At 71.8% G+C, this 17,426-nt stretch carries 14 protein-coding genes; 11 read left to right on the top strand and 3 right to left on the bottom strand.

Features of this window, described 5'->3' with window-relative positions:
* Positions 1 to 2: 2 nt before the first annotated feature.
* Genes ACTJJ4_RS14970 through ACTJJ4_RS14950 form a run of 5 tightly spaced genes read left to right on the top strand, consistent with a single transcriptional unit; the run spans position 3 to position 4,823 of the window.
* The gene (locus ACTJJ4_RS14970; protein ID WP_440944055.1) at positions 3 to 1,061 is read left to right on the top strand and encodes an ABC transporter permease; all 1,059 of its coding nucleotides are present in this window, start codon (positions 3 to 5) and stop codon (positions 1,059 to 1,061) included.
* Positions 1,058 to 1,957, top strand: a complete 900-nt coding sequence (locus ACTJJ4_RS14965; RefSeq protein ID WP_440944054.1) for an ABC transporter permease — start codon at positions 1,058 to 1,060, stop codon at positions 1,955 to 1,957. The genes ACTJJ4_RS14970 and ACTJJ4_RS14965 overlap by 4 nt, the downstream gene beginning before the upstream one ends.
* Positions 1,950 to 2,891: an ABC transporter ATP-binding protein gene (locus ACTJJ4_RS14960; RefSeq protein ID WP_292701002.1), complete on the top strand. Its 942-nt coding sequence runs from the start codon at positions 1,950 to 1,952 to the stop codon at positions 2,889 to 2,891. The genes ACTJJ4_RS14965 and ACTJJ4_RS14960 overlap by 8 nt, the downstream gene beginning before the upstream one ends.
* Positions 2,888 to 3,709: an ABC transporter ATP-binding protein gene (locus ACTJJ4_RS14955; RefSeq protein WP_440944053.1), complete on the top strand. Its 822-nt coding sequence runs from the start codon at positions 2,888 to 2,890 to the stop codon at positions 3,707 to 3,709. Before ACTJJ4_RS14960 ends, ACTJJ4_RS14955 begins: the two co-directional genes overlap by 4 nt.
* Position 3,710: 1 nt before the next feature.
* Positions 3,711 to 4,823, top strand: coding sequence for an LLM class flavin-dependent oxidoreductase (locus ACTJJ4_RS14950; RefSeq protein ID WP_285636298.1), 1,113 nt, complete (start codon positions 3,711 to 3,713; stop codon positions 4,821 to 4,823).
* 18 nt (positions 4,824 to 4,841) lie between these two features.
* On the opposite strand, the gene ACTJJ4_RS14945 is transcribed toward ACTJJ4_RS14950, so the two are convergent.
* The 3 genes from ACTJJ4_RS14945 to ACTJJ4_RS14935 form a co-directional block, all read right to left on the bottom strand.
* A complete protein-coding gene (locus tag ACTJJ4_RS14945; RefSeq protein WP_440944052.1) occupies positions 4,842 to 5,786 on the bottom strand; it encodes a quinone oxidoreductase family protein in 945 nt (314 codons plus the stop codon).
* 42 nt (positions 5,787 to 5,828) lie between these two features.
* On the bottom strand, positions 5,829 to 9,830 hold the full coding sequence (gene hrpA / locus ACTJJ4_RS14940) for an ATP-dependent RNA helicase HrpA (protein ID WP_440944051.1): 4,002 nt from the start codon (positions 9,828 to 9,830) through the stop codon (positions 5,829 to 5,831).
* A 117-nt stretch (positions 9,831 to 9,947) separates the two neighbouring features.
* On the bottom strand, positions 9,948 to 10,733 hold the full coding sequence (locus ACTJJ4_RS14935; protein WP_440944050.1) for an SDR family NAD(P)-dependent oxidoreductase: 786 nt from the start codon (positions 10,731 to 10,733) through the stop codon (positions 9,948 to 9,950).
* Positions 10,734 to 10,859: 126 nt separating this feature from the next.
* Between ACTJJ4_RS14935 and ACTJJ4_RS14930 the strand changes: the two genes are divergently transcribed.
* From ACTJJ4_RS14930 to ACTJJ4_RS14905, 6 genes are all read left to right on the top strand, one after another.
* Positions 10,860 to 11,462: a TetR/AcrR family transcriptional regulator gene (locus ACTJJ4_RS14930; protein WP_440944049.1), complete on the top strand. Its 603-nt coding sequence runs from the start codon at positions 10,860 to 10,862 to the stop codon at positions 11,460 to 11,462.
* Between the two features lie 26 nt (positions 11,463 to 11,488).
* On the top strand, positions 11,489 to 12,421 hold the full coding sequence (locus ACTJJ4_RS14925) for a nucleoside hydrolase (protein WP_440944048.1): 933 nt from the start codon (positions 11,489 to 11,491) through the stop codon (positions 12,419 to 12,421).
* Between the two features lie 62 nt (positions 12,422 to 12,483).
* Positions 12,484 to 13,320 (top strand): aldo/keto reductase, encoded by an 837-nt coding sequence (locus ACTJJ4_RS14920; RefSeq protein ID WP_440944047.1) that lies wholly within the window; start codon positions 12,484 to 12,486, stop codon positions 13,318 to 13,320.
* Between the two features lie 110 nt (positions 13,321 to 13,430).
* A complete protein-coding gene (msuE, locus tag ACTJJ4_RS14915) occupies positions 13,431 to 14,003 on the top strand; it encodes an FMN reductase (RefSeq protein WP_440944046.1) in 573 nt (190 codons plus the stop codon).
* Between the two features lie 39 nt (positions 14,004 to 14,042).
* Positions 14,043 to 15,821, top strand: a complete 1,779-nt coding sequence (locus ACTJJ4_RS14910; protein WP_440944045.1) for a thioredoxin domain-containing protein — start codon at positions 14,043 to 14,045, stop codon at positions 15,819 to 15,821.
* A gap of 174 nt (positions 15,822 to 15,995) precedes the next feature.
* Positions 15,996 to 17,411 carry an amino acid permease gene (locus tag ACTJJ4_RS14905; protein WP_440944044.1) on the top strand — a complete coding sequence of 472 codons (1,416 nt, stop codon included), beginning with the start codon at positions 15,996 to 15,998 and terminating at the stop codon, positions 17,409 to 17,411.
* The last annotated feature ends 15 nt before the right edge of the window (positions 17,412 to 17,426 follow it).

Raw genomic sequence — 17,426 nt, 5'->3', positions numbered from 1 at the left:
CCATGACCGTCGTCACCGAGCCGGGCACGGAGACCGGGCCCGCCGCCGGCGCAGCGCGCGCTGCGCGGCCGGATGCGGGGAGCACCGCCCCGGCCCCGCATCCGCTGCTCGCCGTGGCGGGCCGCGTGCTCGCCACGGCGGCCACGGCGGCGACGGTGTTCGTGATCGCGACCTTCGCGACCTTCGCCCTGGGCGCGGCATCCGGCTCCAACCCGGCCGCCGTCGCCCTGGGCGAGGTCGCGACCCAGGCCGACATCGACCGGCTGAACCACGTCTTCGGGCTGGACCGGCCCTTCCTCGTGAGGTACTTCGACTGGCTGGGCGCGGCGCTGACGGGCGATCTGGGCACCAGCTGGTTCACCACCATCCCGGTCTCGACGAGCATCGCGCAGGCGTTCCCGGTGAGTCTGTCGATCGCGACCGGGGCCACGCTGTGCGCGCTGGTCGGTGGCTCCGCGCTCGGCATCCTGGCGGCGGTGAACCGCGGCGGGATCCTCGACCGGGTCGTCACGCTGCTCAGCAGCATCGCCACCACCGTTCCGGCGTTCGTCGTCGCGATCGCGCTGATCCTGCTGTTCGGTCACGCCATCCCGCTGTTCCCGGTGGCCGGCTACGTTCCGCCGACGAAGGACGTCGGCGCCTGGCTCGCCTGCCTGGTGCTGCCGTCGGTGGCGCTCAGCCTGGACGCCGGAGCCGACATCGCGCGACAGCTGCGCACCTCGCTGGTGGGCGCGCTCACCGAGAACTACGTCATCGGCGCCCGCGTGCACGGCCTGAGTCCTGCGCGGATCGTGTTCCGTCACGCGCTGCCGAACGCCACCGCTCCCGCGCTCAGCGCGCTGGGCGTGCACGTGCCGCGGCTCGTGGGCGGCGCGGTCATCACCGAGGTGATCTTCGGGATGCCCGGGCTCGGGCGTCTGGCGAACACCTCCGCCCTGCAGGGCGACGTGCCGGTGGTGCAGGGCGTGCTGCTGGTGGCCATCGCCGTCGTCGTGGTCTCCGGCGTCGTCATCAACCTCGCCATCCGCCGCAGCACCGGAACCGGAAGGAACGCCGCATGAGCCCCTCCGCCCCTCTGGGTTCGGGCCCTGTGCGCTCCGGCGCCTCCCGCTCTGGTGCCTGGACCGTGCGCCTCGCGCTCGGCCTGGTCGCGATCGTCGCCGTGCTGGCCGTGGCGGGCCCCGCACTCGCGCCGTACGACCCGCTGGCCCAGGACACCGCGCTCGCACTGCACGGCTCCTCGCCCGCGCACCTGCTCGGCACCGACTACCTCGGCCGTGACGTGCTGTCGCGGCTGCTCGCCGGTGCGCCGGCCTCGCTGCTGAGCGCGCTCGCGGCGGCGCTCATCGGGCTGCTCGTCGGCGCCCTGCCCGGGGCGCTCAGCGCCTTCCTGCCCCGACCGGCCGAATGGCTGGCGCTGCGGGTCGTCGACGCGCTGCTGGCGCTGCCGTTCATCCTGTTCGCCATCGTGTTCGCGGCGCTGCTCGGCAATGGGCTCGTGCAGGCGACCACCGCGATCGGACTTCTCATCGCCCCGGGGTTCTTCCGCATCTCGCGCGCCGCCACGCTGCGGGTGCGCGACGCGCAGTACGTGGAGGCCGCCACCCTGCTGGGCGCATCGGCCTGGTGGGTGCTCGGCCGGCACGCCTGGCGGCAGGTGGCTCCGACGCTGGTCGTCGCGGGGATCAGCGCGCTGGGCTCTGCTCTGCTCGCCGTCGCCTCGCTGACGTTCCTCGGTATCGGCGTGCAGCCTCCGGCCCCCACCTGGGGAGGAATGCTGGCCAGCGATCTGGGCTACCTCGCCCAGCGACCGGAGGGGCCCCTGGCCCCGGCGCTGGCCATCGTGCTGACCGTCGGTGCGCTGAACCTGCTCGCCGATGCCGTCCGCGATCGCACCGGCACGGCGCGGGTGCGGCGCCGGGCGGGTGCGAACCGGAAGGAGACCGCCGATGTCTGACGCCCTCGGACCCCGCATCCTTCTGAAGGAGGATCGCCGCTCTGAAGGACGCACGGCCCAGGATTCTCCTTCAGAATCGCGATCGTCCTGGAACCGCGAACCCCTGTCGCCCTCGTTCGACGAGGGCTCCTCCGTCCGCGCGGCCGTCGCGGGCGTGGACAGGCTGGTCATCGCAGCCGCCGACGGGACGGAGCTCGTGCACGGCGTCTCGCTGTCGGTGCGACCGGGCGAGGCACTGGGGGTGGTGGGGGAGTCCGGAAGCGGCAAGACCCTCACCTGCCGCGCACTTCTGGGCATCCTCCCCGAGGGGCTCTCCGTCACAGGAGGGAGCGTGCAGGTCGAGGGGCGCGACCTCACCGCGGCATCCGAGCGGGAGTGGCGGTCCGTGCGGGGCACGCGCATCGGCGCCGTCTTCCAGGATCCGGCGTCCTACCTGAACCCCGCCATCCCGGTCGGCGCCCAGCTGCAGGAGACCCTGCGGGTGACCGCAGGCGTGCCGCGGGCCCAGGCGCGGTCGCGCGCGCGAGAACTGCTCGACGACCTCGGCATCCGCCGCGTCGACCTCGTGCTGCGGCAGCGCGTCGCCGAGCTGTCCGGCGGGATGCTTCAGCGCGTGCTGATCGCGATGGCGCTCGCCGCCGACCCGGCGGTGCTCATCGCCGACGAGGCCACGACCGCGCTGGACGTGACCGTGCAGGCCGAGCTGCTCGAGCTGCTCGCCCGGCTGCGGCGCGAGCGCGGGCTGGCGCTCATCCTGGTCTCGCACGACCTCGCGGTGGTCGCGCAGGTGTGCGAGCGCGTGCTGGTGTTCCGGGACGGCCGCGTCGTCGAGGGCGGGGCGACCTCGCGCGTGCTGCATGCGCCGGGGCATCCGTACACCCGCTCGCTGCTCGCCGCGCACGCGGCGTACGGACTGGAGAGGTTCCTGCGATGACGCACGACGAAGGCCGCGGTCCGCTGCTCGACCTCCAGGACCTGTCCGTCGACTACGGGCCGGTGCGCGTGCTCGACCGGCTGTCGCTGCGACTGCGCGCCGGCCAGGTCGTCGGCGTCGTCGGCGAGTCGGGATCCGGCAAGACCACGCTCGCCAAGGCGGTGCTGCGCACGGTCGACGCGGCGGACGGCCGCGTGCTCGTGGACGGGCAGGACATCACCCGGCTGCGCGGAGGCGCCCTGCGGCGCTGGCGGCGCTCGGGCACCGTGCAGTACGTGTTCCAGGACCCGCTGCGGTCGCTGGATCCCGGCATCCGCATCGGCGAATCGATCGCGGAGGGGCTGCGCATCGCGCGCATCCCGGCGGACCAGGCCCGCGAGCGCGTGGACGCCGCGGTCGAGGCCGTGGGCCTGGATGCCGAGCTGCTCACCAGGCTGCCCGCCGGGCTCAGCGGCGGTCAGCGTCAGCGCGCCGCGATCGCCAGGGCGCTCGTCGTGCAGCCGCGCTTGCTCGTGCTCGACGAACCGGTGAGCGCACTGGACGCCGCCAGCCGGGATCGGGTCGTTCAGGCGCTCATCGCCCTGCGCCGCAGCCGCGACGAGCAGCTCGGGATGCTGGTGATCTCGCACGACATCGGCTCGCTCGCCGCCCTGAGCGACCGGCTCGTCGTGCTGCACCACGGCCGCATCGTGGAGGACGGTCTCACCTCCCAGATCGTCGCGAGGCCGCAGCATCCGTACACCCGACGTCTCATCGATTCGGTCCCCGTGATCGACATCCGCCAACCCAACCGACCCGCACCCCTCGCAAGGAGCTGACATGCCCATCGAACTGCTCGGAATGATCGCCACGACCGCAGGGTCCGAGACCAAGGCGGTGGACGGCCCGGTCGTCGACCCCGCCTACGTGAAGGAGTTCTCCCGCGCCCACGAGGAGGCGGGGTTCGACCGCATCCTGATCGGCTACAGCGCCAGCTCGCCGGACGGCTTCGCCGTGGCCGCCGCCGCGCTGCACGCCACCGACTCGCTCAAGGTGCTGATCGCGCACCGACCGGGATTCGTCGCGCCGACCCTCGTGGCACGCAAGCTCGCCACCCTCGACCACCTCACCGGTGGTGGGCGCGTGGCGATCCACCACATCTCCGGCGGCAGCGAGGCGGACCAGCGCCGGGACGGCGACTTCAGCGAGAAGTCCGACCGCTACCGTCGCACCGGCGAGTTCATCGAGGTGCTGCGCCGCACCCTCACCTCGGAGGAGCCGTTCGACTACGAGGGCGACTTCTACCGATTCGAGGGCGCGTTCTCGGCGGTCAAGCCGGCGACCGAGGCGGGGATCCCGATCTTCTTCGGCGGACTTTCGGAGGGCGCGGTCGAGGTCGGCGCCAACGGCGCTGACGTCTACATGCTGTTCGGAGAGCCGCTGGCCGACGTCGCCGAGCACATCCGCACGATCCGGGCGGCCGCGGCCAAGGCGGGCCGCCATGTCGACTTCAGCCTGTCGACGCGGCCGATCATCGCCGACACCGAGGAGGAGGCATGGGCGAAGGCCGACCGCATCTACGCGGAGGCCGCCGAGCTCAAGGCCCGGGCGAGCTCCGGCGACACGCTCGCCTTCGCGAGCCCGCGGCGGCGCGAGCAGCGCTCGCTGTCGGCGGACCTGCTGCAGCAGCACGCGCAGCGCGGCGACGTGCACGACGAGCGGCTCTGGCTGGGCATCACCAAGCTGATGGGCCCGGCGGGGAACTCCACCGCCCCGGTCGGCACGCCCGCGCAGGTGGCGGAGGCGCTGCTGAAGTACTACGACCTGGGCGTGACGCGCTTCCTCATCCGCGGCTTCGACCCGCTCGGCGACGTGCGCGACTGGGGCCGCGAGCTCATCCCGCTGCTGCGTGAGGGCGCGCGCCTGCGCGACGAGGAGCGCGCCGCCGCCTGACGCACCGAGGCGGAGGGCTCAGGGGATCAGGATGATCTTGCCGTCGGCGGCGTGCTGCTCGATCAGCTCGTGGGCGCGCGCCGCCTCGGCGAGGGGCAGCTCCGGACCGAGCTCCACCTGGAAGTCGCCGGCCTCGATCAGGTTGATCGCCACACCCACGGCCTCGCGACGCCAGGCCAGCTGCTCCTCGGTGAGCGGGTCGGGGCTACCGCCGGAGTAGGCCTGGATGCCGAAGGAGGCGGCATCCGGTCCCCGCACGATCGTCGCGATCCGGGCCCGGTCGGCGACCAGCTCGAGGGAGGTCTGGATCGCCTCGTCGGTGCCGGCGCCGTCCAGCGCGACCGTGATGCCCTGCGGGGCCGCCTCGCGGACGCGGTCGGTGAGACCGTCGCCGTATGCGACGGGGATCGCGCCCAGGGCGCGGAGCTGCTCGTGCCGCGCGGGACTCGCGGTCGCGATGACCGTGGCTCCCCACAGCACGGCGAACTGGATCGCCGCCTGGCCGACCGCGCCGGAGCCGGCGTGGATGAGCAGGGTGTCGCCCTTGCGCACGCCGAGCGAGCGCAGCGACTGGTAGGCCGTGCCGGCCGGGATGCTGAGGGCGGCGCCCTCCGCCGAGGTGACGCCGTCGAGCAGCCGGGTGATGTTGTACACCGGCACTGCGAGCGCGGATGCATAGGTGCCCCGGGTGTCGCCGATCGCCACGCGCTCGCCGACCGCGAAGCCGGTGACGCCCTCGCCGATCGCCGTGATCGTCCCGGCGCCGTCGAATCCGACGTGGCGCGGTTCGGTGATCGGCGGCAGAGGGCGCTTCCCGGAACGCTGCTTGACGTCGATCGGGTTGACGCCGGCGGCCTCGATCCGCACGATCACCTCGCCAGGGCCGGCGACGGGATCGGGCACCTCCACCAGCCGGAGGACGTCAGGGGAGCCGAGTTCGGTGTGGACGATCGCGCGAGCCATGATGCCAGGCTAACGCGGCTCGCCGGCGACGGCGGCGTTCTCTCAGCGAGCCGAGAGCGCCTTCATGATCCGCTGCGGCGAGACGGGCTGCGCCGTGCCCAGGCGCTGCGCGAACACGCTCACCCGGTACTCCTCCAGGAGCCAGCGCACCTCCACGAGGGCGGCCGGGGCGTCGGAGGCGGGCGGGATCGTGCCGCCGGCGTCCTCGAACGCCTTCGCCATGCGCTCGTACTCGGTCATGCGAGCGCGGTCCCTGCCGGGTTCGTTCGCGAGCGTCTTCAGCCGGTCCAGCATCCCGTCCAGGTAGCGGGGCAGGTGCGCGAGCCGCTCCACGCCGGTGGCCGATATGAAGCCGGGGCGGATGAGTCCGCTCAGCTGGGAGCGGATGTCGTTCAGCGGGCCGAGCAGCGCGAGCGAGTTCTGCGACTTGATGCCGCGCTCCACGTCGCGGCTCTTCGTCAGGATGCGGGCGACCAGCGACACGCATGCGAACAGGCTGTCCACGAGGGCGGCGTTCACGGCATCCCGCACCCGCCGGAACTCCGCCTCGGTGCGGATGAGGCCGCCGGGCACCTCGCCCTCGATGAGCCCGCGCACGACGGCAGTGCGGGCGTCCTCGATCAGCGCCGCCACGTTCTGGTAGGGCGACGCGGCGAGGGCGAGCTTCTCCGCCGAGGTGAGATGGTTCTGCACGTAGGACGCGGGGGAGGGCACGTTCAGCAGCACCAGGCGCAGCACCCCGTCGCGGGTCGCGGATGCCGCGGCGTCCGCCGTCGCCTCCAGTCGCACCGACACGTTCGCGCCGCGGTCGACGATGGCGGGGTAGCCGCGCACCACGCCGCCCGCGACCTTGGTGTCGAGCACGTCGGGAAGATCGCCGAAGGTCCAGTCGGTCAGGCCGTCGCGCTCGATCGGACCTCGGGCAGATGCCGCGGCGACGGACGCGGCGTCGGGCCTGCGCGCACCCTTCGCGGGGGCATCCGGCCGCGCGATCGAGCGCGCCACGCTCTGCCGCGAACGGTCCGAGAGTCGCTGCTGCAGGGTCGCCAGGTCCCGGTCGGAGCCCACAATGCGACCGCGCTCGTCGACCGCGCGGAAGTTCATCCGCAGGTGCCCCGGCACACGGTCGTCCTCGAAGTCGGATGCCGCGACGCGCTGGTTCGCGATCGGCTGGATCAGCCGGGCCAGCGACTCCTTGAGCGAGCGCTCCGGCATGCCGGCATGGTTCTCGGGGCCGTCCTGGGCGAGCTGCTCGCCCAGCTTCGCGGCCCAGTCCGCGGCAGGCACGACATGGCGGCGGACGGCCTTCGGCAGCGCGCGGAGCAGGGCGGTGATGAGCTCGTCGCGCAGCCCGGGCACCTGCCAGTCGAATCCGGTGTCGCGGATCTGCTGCAGCAGCGCGAGTGGAAGCACCACGCTCACACCGTCGTCCTCCGCGCCCGGCTCGAAGCGGTAGGCGAGGCCCAGCACCTGGTCGCCCTGCGTCCAGCGGGTGGGGAACTCGGACTGGTCGGCGCGATCCTCGTCCTCGAGCAGGTCGCTCTCGCGCATGACGAGCAGCTTCGGCGTGGACGCCAGGGCGTCGCGCCACCACTTCTCGAAGGAGCGCACGTCGAACACCTCGTGCGGGATGCGCTGGTCGTAGAAGGCGAACACGGTCTCGTCGCCGGCGAGGATGTCACGGCGGCGCTCGCGCTCCTCCAGCTTCTCCAGACGGCGGCGCAGCTCGGCATTCGCGCGCCAGAAGGCGCTGACCCTCTTGTCGATGCGCGAAGGATCCCACTCGCCCTCGACCAGGGCGTGCCGCAGGAACAGCTCGCGCGCGCCGGCGCGGTCGATGCGCGCGAACTGCACGCGCCGCCGGGGGATGATCTCCACCCCGAACAGCGTCACCTTCTCGAACGCGACCGCGGCCCCGGCATCCTTCGACCAGTGCGGCTCGGTGACCTGCCGCTTGGCGAGGTCGCCCGCGATGGACTCCGCCCAGGCGGGGTCGATCGCCGCGACCGTGCGCGCGAACGTGCGCGAGGTCTCCACGATCTCGGCGGCCATCACGGCCTGCGGGGCCTTCTTGCGCAGACCCGAGCCGGGGAAGATCGAGAAGCGGATGCCGCGGGCGCCGCGGTACTCCGCGATGCGGCGCTTCTCGCCCTTCTTCGGCTTGTCCTTGTTGGCGCTCCCGGCCGCGGTCCGCTCGTCCAGGACGCCGATCTGCGAGAGGAGCCCCGAGAGGATCGCGCGGTGCACGGCGTCCGTGTCGGTGCTGGAGGGTTCTTCGTCGTGGGCGGTTCCTGAGCGAGGAGCGGAGCGACGAGACGAAGGATTCACGAGTGTGCGCAGCTGGCGGTGCACGTCGAACCATTCGCGCACACGCACGTAGTTCAGGTGCTCGCTGCGGCACATCCGGCGGAACGCGCTGGAGCCGAGCTCTCGCTGCTGCTCGCGCAGGTGGTTCCACAGCTTCAGCAGCGAGAGGAAGTCGCTGGTCGGGTCGACGAAGCGCGAGTGCATGCGGTCTGCCTCGTCCCGCACCGACTGCGGGGCATCCGCCGAGGGACGCTCGCGCACGTCCTGGATGGACAGGCCGGCGACGATCGGCATGACGTCGCGCAGCACGCCGGAGCCCGCGGCGGCACCGGCGACCAGCATCCGCGCGAACCGCGGATCCATCGGCATCCGGGAGATCTCCCGGCCGATCCTCGTGAGGCGGGGCTGTGCGCCACGGGTCAGGTCCACCGCACCGATCTCGGTGAGCAGGTCGAGGGCGGCCTTGACGCCGCGCGAGTCCGGGGGAGTGAGGAACGGGAACTCGGTGATGTCACCGAAGCCGAGCGAGAGCATCTGCAGCACGACCGAGGCCAGCGAGGTGCGCAGGATCTCGGGCTCGGTGAACTCCGGGCGCTTGGAGAAGTCGTCCTCGCTGTAGAGGCGGATCGCGATGCCGTCGCTGGTGCGCCCCGCGCGGCCCGAGCGCTGGTTCGCGGATGCCTGCGACACCGCCTCGATGGGCAGGCGCTGCACCTTGGATCGTGCGCTGTACCGCGAGATGCGGGCCGTGCCGGTGTCGATCACGTACTTGATGCCGGGCACCGTGAGGCTGGTCTCCGCGACGTTCGTGGCCAGCACCACCCGGCGGCGCAGCCCCGCGACGCTCGAGCGCTCGAACACGCGATGCTGCTCGGCCGCGGACAGGCGTCCGTACAGGGGCAGCACCTCGACCGGCGCCGTCTGCGAGCGATAGGCGCCGCGGACGGCCTCGGCGGCGTCGCGGATCTCCGCCTCGCCGGGCAGGAACACCAGCACGTCGCCCGGCGCCTCGCGGTCCAGCTCGCGCAGCGCCGTGACGATGGCCGTGACCTCGTCCTCGGGCTCTTTCTCCCGACCCTTCGACTGGGTTGCTGAGCCAGTCGAAGCATCGTCGTCCACCAGCGGCCGGTATCGGATCTCGACGGGGTAGGTCCGGCCGGAGACCTCGATGATCGGAGCATGCCTTGATTCGGCCCCTGAGCCCGTCGAAGGGTCCGAGAAGTGCGCCGCGAAGCTCTGCGGGTCGATGGTCGCCGAGGTGATGATCACCTTGAGGTCGGGCCGCTCGGGCAGGATGCGGTGCAGATAGCCCAGCAGGAAGTCGACGTTGAGCGAGCGCTCGTGCGCCTCGTCGATGATGATCGTGTCGTAGCGGCGCAGCAGCCGGTCGCGGTGGATCTCGTTCAGCAGGATGCCGTCGGTCATCAGGGCGATGCGCGTGGCATCCGACACCTGGTCCGTGAATCGCACCTTGTAGCCGACCAGACCGCCCAGCTCGACGTGCAGCTCCTCGGCGACGCGCTCGGCGATGGTGCGCGCGGCGAGCCGTCGCGGCTGGGTGTGCGCGATGCGCTCGCGGCCCAGCTCCAGACAGATCTTCGGGAGCTGCGTGGTCTTTCCCGAGCCGGTGGCGCCGGCCACGATCACCACCTGATGGTCGCGGATCGCGTCGGCGATCTCCCCGCGGGCTGCGGAGACCGGCAGCTCCGGGGGATACACGATGACGGGCGAGGACATAGCCCTCCAGCCTAACGCGAACGCGGCACCCGCTCGTTCGGGTCGAGCGGATGCCGCGGCCCTTCGTCTCGCTGCGCTCGCTCAGGGGCCGGAGAGAGGAAGGTCATTGCATGCGGATCAGAAGTGCGTGCCGCCGTCGATGCGCACCTCGGTGCCGGTGACGAACTTGCCGTCGGCGCTGGCCAGCATCGCCACGACGCCGGCGACCGACTCGGGGCCCGCGAAGCCCTGGCCGATGGCCGGGGCGAGCTTCATGAACAGGCTCATGTCGGCATCCTCGGGGAGGCCGGGACCGACGCTCTGCTTGCTCTGGCCGGATCCGTCGGTCATGCCCGACGAGATCGAGCCGGGCTGGACCGAGGTGAAGCGGATGCCCTGCTTGGCATACTCCGCGGCGAGGGCATGGGTCATCGACTGCACGCCGCCCTTGCTGGCCGCGTACGCCGCCATGTACGGGTGCGCGAACATCGCCGAGGTGGAGCTGAAGTTCACCACGGCGGAGTCGGTGCCCTCGAGCAGCGCGGGGATCGCCTCGCGGATCATCAGGAAGGTGCCAACCAGGTTCACCTGGATGACCTGCTGGAACTGGTCGAGCGTCGTCTGGTCGGTGTGCGAGGAGCGCAGGATGCCGGCGGCGTTCACCAGCACGTCCAGGCCGCCCAGCGCGTCGACGGCTGCGGCCACACCGGCCTTGACCGATGCCTCGTCTCCGATGTTGACCTCGACGGTGGTGAGGCGCTCCGCGTCGGCACCGGCCTTCTCGACCGTGTCGGCGAGGCCCGCAGCGCTGACGTCGACGGCGACGACACGGCCGCCCTCCGACAGCATCCGCAGCACGGTGGCCTGGCCGATGCCGGAGCCGCCCCCGGTGACGAGTGCGCGGCGACCTTCGTAGCGGTTCATGATGATTCCTTTCCTCGGCGGGTCCGGGATCGGATCCGTCATGATGCTCGATTACCTAAGTGGCACAACGTGCCATGTTGTCATTCAACAGACAGTTTGTCCAGCTATTCCCGTACCATCGGATCCATGGACGACGAGTCAGGGCTGCGTGCCCGACGCCGGGCGCAGACGCGACAGGACATCGCCGCTGCGGCCGCCGCGCTGTTCGCCCGCCACGGCGTCGCGCAGGTCACCACCGCGCAGATCGCGGATGCGGCCGGCGTCTCGCTGCGCACCTTCTACCGCTACTTCGACACGAAGGAGCAGGCCGTCGCCCCCGTGCTCGAGATCGGGGCCGCGCGCTGGCAGGAGCTGCTCGCCTCCGCGGACGGCGAGGCCCGCGCCGCGATCGCGGCGGCGATCGACGAGGTGCTGACCGTGGACGGAGCGGATGCCGTCGAGCAGATGCTCGGCATCCGGCCGCTCCTGCGCGCACTGCCGGACGACACCGAGCTGCGGGCCGTGTGGCATCGGGTGAATCACGACTCCGAGGAGCTCATCTGCGGCATCATCGCCGAGCACGAGGGATGGGCATCCGATCGGTTCCATGCGCGGCTGCTCGCGGTCGCCGCCACCGAGGCGATCCGCATCGGCCTGGAGGAGTGGGCGGCATCCGAGGCCGGCACGACCGGCGGCGGTTCGCCGGCGCAGCTGGCGCGGCTCGCGTTCGACGTCCTCGCGCCGCGATAGAGGTCCAGGCCGGGATACTGGATGCCATGCCCATTCCCGTGATCCTTGACTGCGACCCCGGCCACGACGACGTCTTCGCGATCTGGCTCGCCGCCGCGAACCCCGCGATCGACCTGCGCGCCGTCACGACGGTCGGGGGCAACGGCCTGCTGGAGCACACCACGCTGAACGCGCGCGTCGCGCTCACGGTCGCGGGTGTCGACGGCGTTCCGGTCGCGAGCGGCGCGGCCGGCCCCGTCGCCGGTTCCCCGCACCCCGCCGAGGACATCCACGGCGCCAACGCGCTGGGTGGGCCCGTGCTCCCCGAGCCGACCGTGCCGCTCGACGAGCGGGACGCGCAGACGCTCATGCGCGACGTGATCGCGGCATCCGAGGCGCCCGTCACGATCGTCGCGACCGGGCCGCTGACGAACATCGGCCTGCTGGTGCGCGATCACCCCGACCTGATCCCCGGCATCGCGCGGGTGATCTGGATGGGCGGCTCCACGACGCGCGGCAACGCCACGCCCTACGCCGAGTTCAACGCCCTGACCGACCCGGAGGCCATCGCACTGGTGCTCGACAGCCGTGTGGACTTCACGATGGTCGGGCTGAACATCACGCATCAGGCGCTCGTCACCCGCGAGGTGCGCGAGCGCATCGGGCGGATCGGGAGCCGCACGGCGGCGTTCGGCTCGGAGCTGCTGGAGTTCTTCTGCTCCACGTACGAGGTGGCCCAGGGGATGCCCGACGGGCCGCTGCACGACCCGATCACCGTGGCGATGCTCATCGACCCGGCGGTGGCGACCACGGTGCGCTCGCACCTCGACATCGAGGTCGACGGGACCCACACCCGCGGCGCGACGAGTGTGGACCTGATCGACGCACTGGGTGCCGAACCCAACGCGACCATCGCGATGGACCTCGACGCCGACCGCTTCTGGGCGCTCGTCGAGGAGGCGGTCGCCGCGCTCGCCTGAGGCCGCGGCATCGGGTGGACTCCGTCATCGCACCTGTCATCACAACCCCGTACGCTGGAGCCATGACGACTCCCACGGTTGAATTCAACGACGGACACAGCATCCCCCAGCTCGGCTACGGCGTCTTCAAGGTGCCGGCCGACGAGGCCGAGCGCGTGGTCAGCCAGGCCTTCGAGGCCGGCTACCGTCACATCGACACCGCGGCCATCTACGGAAACGAGGAGGGCGTCGGCGCCGCCATTGCGAAGAGCGGCATCGCCCGCTCGGACCTGTTCATCACCACCAAGCTGTGGAACGACCGCCACCACGACGACGAGCCCGACAAGGCCATCGCCGAGAGCCTCGAGAAGCTGGGGCTCGAGCAGGTCGACCTGTACCTGGTGCACTGGCCGACGCCGGCCAAGGACGACTACGTGCACGCCTGGGAGAAGATGGTCGGCATCCGCGAGCGCGGTCTCGCCCGCTCGATCGGCGTCTCGAACCACCTCGTCCCGCACCTGGAGCGCATCGTCGAGGCGACCGGCGTCGTCCCGGCCGTGAACCAGATCGAGCTGCACCCCGCCTACCAGCAGCGCGAGATCACCGACTGGGCCGCCGCGCACGGCGTGCTCATCGAGTCGTGGGGTCCGCTCGGCCAGGGCAAGTACGACCTGTTCGGCGCGGATGCGGTGGCGTCGGCTGCTGCGGCCACCGGACGCACCCCGGCCCAGGTCGTGCTGCGCTGGCACCTGCAGAAGGGCTTCATCGTCTTCCCGAAGTCGGTGCGCCCCGAGCGGATGGCCGAGAACATCGACGTCTTCGACTTCGAGCTGACCGATGCGCAGATCGCCGCGATCGACGCCATGGACCCGGGCGACGGCTCGGGTCGCGTCAGCGCCCACCCGGACGAGGTCAACTGACCTCTTCCCGCCGTCCCCGGCCACCCGCCGGATGACGCCATGTTTCGACTGCATGACGCCCCGTGTCGCTTCCCGTGACGCGGGGCGTTCTGCTCACTACCGTCGGAGGCATGCCAGCCCGCTACCGCGTCGTCGCCGTCTCCGGATCCCTGCACGAGCCCAGCAAGACCACCGCCCTGCTGCGCGCCATCGCGGACGCGGTGGCGGAGCGGATCGACGTGGACGTGCACATCATCGAGCTCACCGAGATCGGACCTGGACTCGCCGGCGCGCTGCGGCGCGACGATCTGCCTCCCGCGGTGGAGGCGCATCTGCAGGCGATCGAGGAGGCCGACCTGCTCATCGTGGGGAGCCCGGTGTATCGCGCCTCGTTCACCGGGCTGTTCAAGCACCTGTTCGACTTCATCGGCCAGTACGCCCTGGTCGGCAAACCCGTCCTGCTGGCCGCCACCGGCGGCGGGGAACGGCACGCCCTGATCCTCGAGCACCAGCTGCGCCCGCTGTTCGCCTTCTTCCAGGCGCTCACCCTGCCGCTGGGCGTCTACGCCAGCAACACCGACTTCGACGGCTACGAGATCCGGTCGCCGCAGATCCTCGACCGCATCGCGCTCGCCGCCGAGAGGGCGCTGCCGTTGGTCGGCTTCGCGCCGGTCGCCGACCCGCGCGCGCTCGCCGCGTTCTGACGGCCCGCGTCCCGGAGCCCGCGGCGTACCGTGGGTGCCATGACCAACCGGCTCGCCGACACCCTCAGCCCCTATCTGCGCGCGCACGCCGAGAACCCGGTGGACTGGCGACCGTGGAGCACCGGGGCGTTCGACGAGGCCGTGCGTCGTGGCGTGCCGCTGCTGATCTCGATCGGCTACTCCACCTGCCACTGGTGCCACGTCATGGCTCGCGAGTCCTTCTCCGATGCGGCCACGGCAGCGCAGATCAACGAGGGCTTCGTGGCGGTGAAGATCGATCGCGAGGAGCATCCGGAGGTGGATGCGGCGTTCATGGCCGCGGCATCCGCGTTCACGCAGAACCTCGGCTGGCCGCTGACCGTGTTCACCACGCCGCAGGGCGGAACGTTCTACGCCGGCACGTACTGGCCGCCGGAGGCGCGCGGCGGAACGCCGGCCTTCCGCGACGTGCTGACGGCCGTGCGGGAGGCATGGACGGACCGGCATGACGAGGTGCTCGCCTCGGCGGATGCCGTGGCCGACGCGCTGCGGGCTGCCGCGCGCTCGCCGGAGTCGCAGCTCCCCGACGTCAGCGCGCTGCGCGCCGCGGCGGGCACCATCGTCGAACGGGAGGACCGCCTGTTCGGCGGCTTCGGCGGGGCCCCGAAGTTCCCGATGGCCACGACGCTGCGATTCCTGCAGCATCCGGCGGCCGGCGGAACGGACGCCGTGGATCGAGCGCTCGCGGCGATGGCCGGGTCCGAGCTGAGAGACCCCGTCGACGGCGGCTTCTTCCGGTACGCGACCCAGCGGGACTGGACCGTGCCCCACTACGAGCGGATGCTGACCGACAACGCGCAGCTGCTGGAGGTGGCGCTGGACGCCGGGCGGGCGGACATCGCTGCGGGGGTCGCAGGCTTCCTGCTGAACGTGCTGCGACGCGACGGCGGTGCGTTCGGTGCGGCGCAGGACTCCGAGTCGTGGATCGACGGCGAGCGCAGCGAGGGCGGCTACTACCGGCGGAACGCGGCGGGCCGCGGCGAGCTCGAACCACCGGCGGTGGACGGCAAGGTGCTGACCGGCTGGAACGGCCTCGCGATCGGCGCGCTCGCGCGGGCCGGTGCCGTGCTGGGGGAGTCCTCGTGGGTGGACGCGGCCGCGGGGGCTGCGGCTCATGTGCTGAGAGTGACCCGTTCGGCGGCGGGGGATCTCGTGCGCTCGTCCCTGGACGGCGTCGCGGCGGATGCCGTGGCGACCACCGCCGACCTCGGTCTGCTCGCCGACGGGCTTTTCGCGCTTGCTCTCGCGACCGGCGACGCCGCCTGGGCGTCGGGCGCGCTCGAGGTGCTGGGAACGAGAGCCGCGTCGGATCCGGTGCTCGCCGGACAGGGCATCGTGCGGGGCGCCGATGACGGCGACGGCGATCTCCCCTCGGGGCCGGCGGCCCTGGCATCCGCTCATCTCACCGCCTGGCGGCTGGGCGCCGGCGAGTCGCACCGCGCGCAGGCCGAGCAGCTCGTGGCGAGCGTCGCGGGGCGCGTCCTGCAGCATCCGATCGCCTACGGGGCGATCCTGCGCGTCGCGGCGGGTCTCGCTCAGCCGCCGCGGCAGGTCGTGGCCGTCCTCGCCTCGCGCGACGGCGCCCTCGCAGACGCGGCGCGCGCGGCGGATGCCGATGTGGTCACCGTCGTCTCGCCCGAGCAGGCGAGGACGTTCGCGGATGCCGGATTCGAGCTCTTCGAGGGCAAGGACGCCGCCGAAGGCGTCGTCTACGACTGCCGCGACTTCGTGTGCCGGCTGCCGACCGCGGATCCGGAGGCCGTGGCCTCCCAGCGCTGAGACCTCCCCGCCCGCTTCGCATTCTGACCAGTGCGGGTGGGCAGGCATGCTCCGCGACGCGCAAGGTGCGCGTTGAGCGCGGCGCAGATTGCTTCCGACTCCGCATCGTTCTAATGTGGCCGTTCGGAGCGAGCGGCTGTCGGAGTCGTGGCGCCATCGGACGAGGAGGTCCCCATGACCGAGGTTCCCGCGATCACGACGACGACGCAGGGGCTGCATCCCGGCCTCACGCGTCGGCAGATCTCGATGATGGGCCTCGGCGGCGCGATCGGCGCCGGCCTCTTCGTAGGATCGGGCGAGGCGATCAGCATCGCGGGTCCCGCCGTGCTCGTGTCGTACCTCGTCGCGGGCACGATCGTCATCCTGGTGATGTCGATGCTCGCCGAGATGGTGGCCGCGCGGCCCAGTTCGGGCGCCTTCAGCTCGTTCGCGCAGCGCGCCATGGGGCGCAGCGCCGGCAGTGCGGTCGGCTGGTTGTACTGGATCCAGCTGGTCGTGGTGATCGCCGCGGAGGCGACGGGGGCGGCCGGTATCGTGCAGGGCTGGACTCCCGGATTCCCCGCCTGGGCGTGGGTGCTCGTGTTCGTCGCCGCGCTGACCGCCGTGAACCTGTTCGGCGTGCGCAACTACGGCCGGTTCGAGTTCTGGTTCGCGGCGATCAAGGTGTTCGCGATCATCGCTTTCCTCATCGTGGGCGCCTGCGCCATCTTCGGGCTCATCCCGAACGTCCCGGCGGTCGGCGTCGGCAACCTCGTCGCCCACGGCGGCTTTGCCCCGCACGGCATCACCGGCATCGCGGCCGCACTGCTCATCGTCGTGTTCGCCTTCGGCGGGACCGAGGTCGTGGCGATCGCCGCCGCCGAGTCGGACGACCCCGCGAACAACATCCGCCGCATCGTGCGCGAGGTGATGGTGCGCATCCTGATCTTCTACATGGGCTCGATCTTCGTGATCGTCGCCGTGCTGCCGTGGGATGCGAAAGAGGTGAAGGCCGGCCCGTTCTCCGCGGTGCTCGCCACCCTGCACCTGCCCGGCGTCGACCTGCTGATGTCTGCGATCGTGGTGCTGGCCCTCCTGTCGGCCATGAACGCGAACATCTACGGCGCCTCCCGCATGGTGTACTCGCTGGGCGAGCGGGGCCTGGCGCCGCTCGCAGCCATCCGCACCAGCGCGAAGGGCGTGCCGTACGTGGCGGTGCTGGCCTCCGTCGCCTTCGGGTTCGTGACGGTCGGGCTGAACTGGGCCTTCCCCGAGGTCGTGCTCGGACTGCTGCTGAACATCGTCGGGTCGACGGTCCTCGTCATCTGGACGGCCACAGCCATCTCGCAGATCATCCTGCGCCGGCGTGCGGACCGCGACGGCGAGGCGATGCCGATGCGCATGTGGGGGTTCCCCGTGCTGTCCTGGGCGTGCCTGGTGCTGCTGGCCGTGATCATCGCGCTGGCGATGATCGACCAGGCGGCCCGCACGCAGCTGCTGCTGACGATCGGGCTGACCGCGGTTCTGCTGGCGGTCGCGCGGCTGACCCGCGGCTCCTCCCGTCCCGGCGTGCCGAGGGCGCTGACGGAGCAGCATCCGCCGACCCGGTAGCCTTGCCAGTCGAAC

Origin of the sequence: Microbacterium sp. 22195, assembly GCF_052056515.1 — a bacterium.
Classification (GTDB): domain Bacteria; phylum Actinomycetota; class Actinomycetes; order Actinomycetales; family Microbacteriaceae; genus Microbacterium.
Note: the sequence above shows the minus strand (reverse complement) of the source record. Positions and strands in the feature narration are given on the sequence as shown.

Excerpts from the sequence above, each read along its gene's own strand:
- ACTJJ4_RS14970 (WP_440944055.1), top strand. The coding sequence starts at position 3 with ATGACCGTCGTCACCGAGCCGGGCACGGAGACCGGGCCCGCCGCCGGC.
- ACTJJ4_RS14965 (WP_440944054.1), top strand. The coding sequence starts at position 1,058 with ATGAGCCCCTCCGCCCCTCTGGGTTCGGGCCCTGTGCGCTCCGGCGCC.
- ACTJJ4_RS14960 (WP_292701002.1), top strand. The coding sequence starts at position 1,950 with ATGTCTGACGCCCTCGGACCCCGCATCCTTCTGAAGGAGGATCGCCGC.
- ACTJJ4_RS14955 (WP_440944053.1), top strand. The coding sequence starts at position 2,888 with ATGACGCACGACGAAGGCCGCGGTCCGCTGCTCGACCTCCAGGACCTG.
- ACTJJ4_RS14950 (WP_285636298.1), top strand. The coding sequence starts at position 3,711 with ATGCCCATCGAACTGCTCGGAATGATCGCCACGACCGCAGGGTCCGAG.
- ACTJJ4_RS14945 (WP_440944052.1), bottom strand. The coding sequence starts at position 5,786 with ATGGCTCGCGCGATCGTCCACACCGAACTCGGCTCCCCTGACGTCCTC.
- hrpA (WP_440944051.1), bottom strand. The coding sequence starts at position 9,830 with ATGTCCTCGCCCGTCATCGTGTATCCCCCGGAGCTGCCGGTCTCCGCA.
- ACTJJ4_RS14935 (WP_440944050.1), bottom strand. The coding sequence starts at position 10,733 with ATGAACCGCTACGAAGGTCGCCGCGCACTCGTCACCGGGGGCGGCTCC.
- ACTJJ4_RS14930 (WP_440944049.1), top strand. The coding sequence starts at position 10,860 with ATGGACGACGAGTCAGGGCTGCGTGCCCGACGCCGGGCGCAGACGCGA.
- ACTJJ4_RS14925 (WP_440944048.1), top strand. The coding sequence starts at position 11,489 with ATGCCCATTCCCGTGATCCTTGACTGCGACCCCGGCCACGACGACGTC.
- ACTJJ4_RS14920 (WP_440944047.1), top strand. The coding sequence starts at position 12,484 with ATGACGACTCCCACGGTTGAATTCAACGACGGACACAGCATCCCCCAG.
- msuE (WP_440944046.1), top strand. The coding sequence starts at position 13,431 with ATGCCAGCCCGCTACCGCGTCGTCGCCGTCTCCGGATCCCTGCACGAG.
- ACTJJ4_RS14910 (WP_440944045.1), top strand. The coding sequence starts at position 14,043 with ATGACCAACCGGCTCGCCGACACCCTCAGCCCCTATCTGCGCGCGCAC.
- ACTJJ4_RS14905 (WP_440944044.1), top strand. The coding sequence starts at position 15,996 with ATGACCGAGGTTCCCGCGATCACGACGACGACGCAGGGGCTGCATCCC.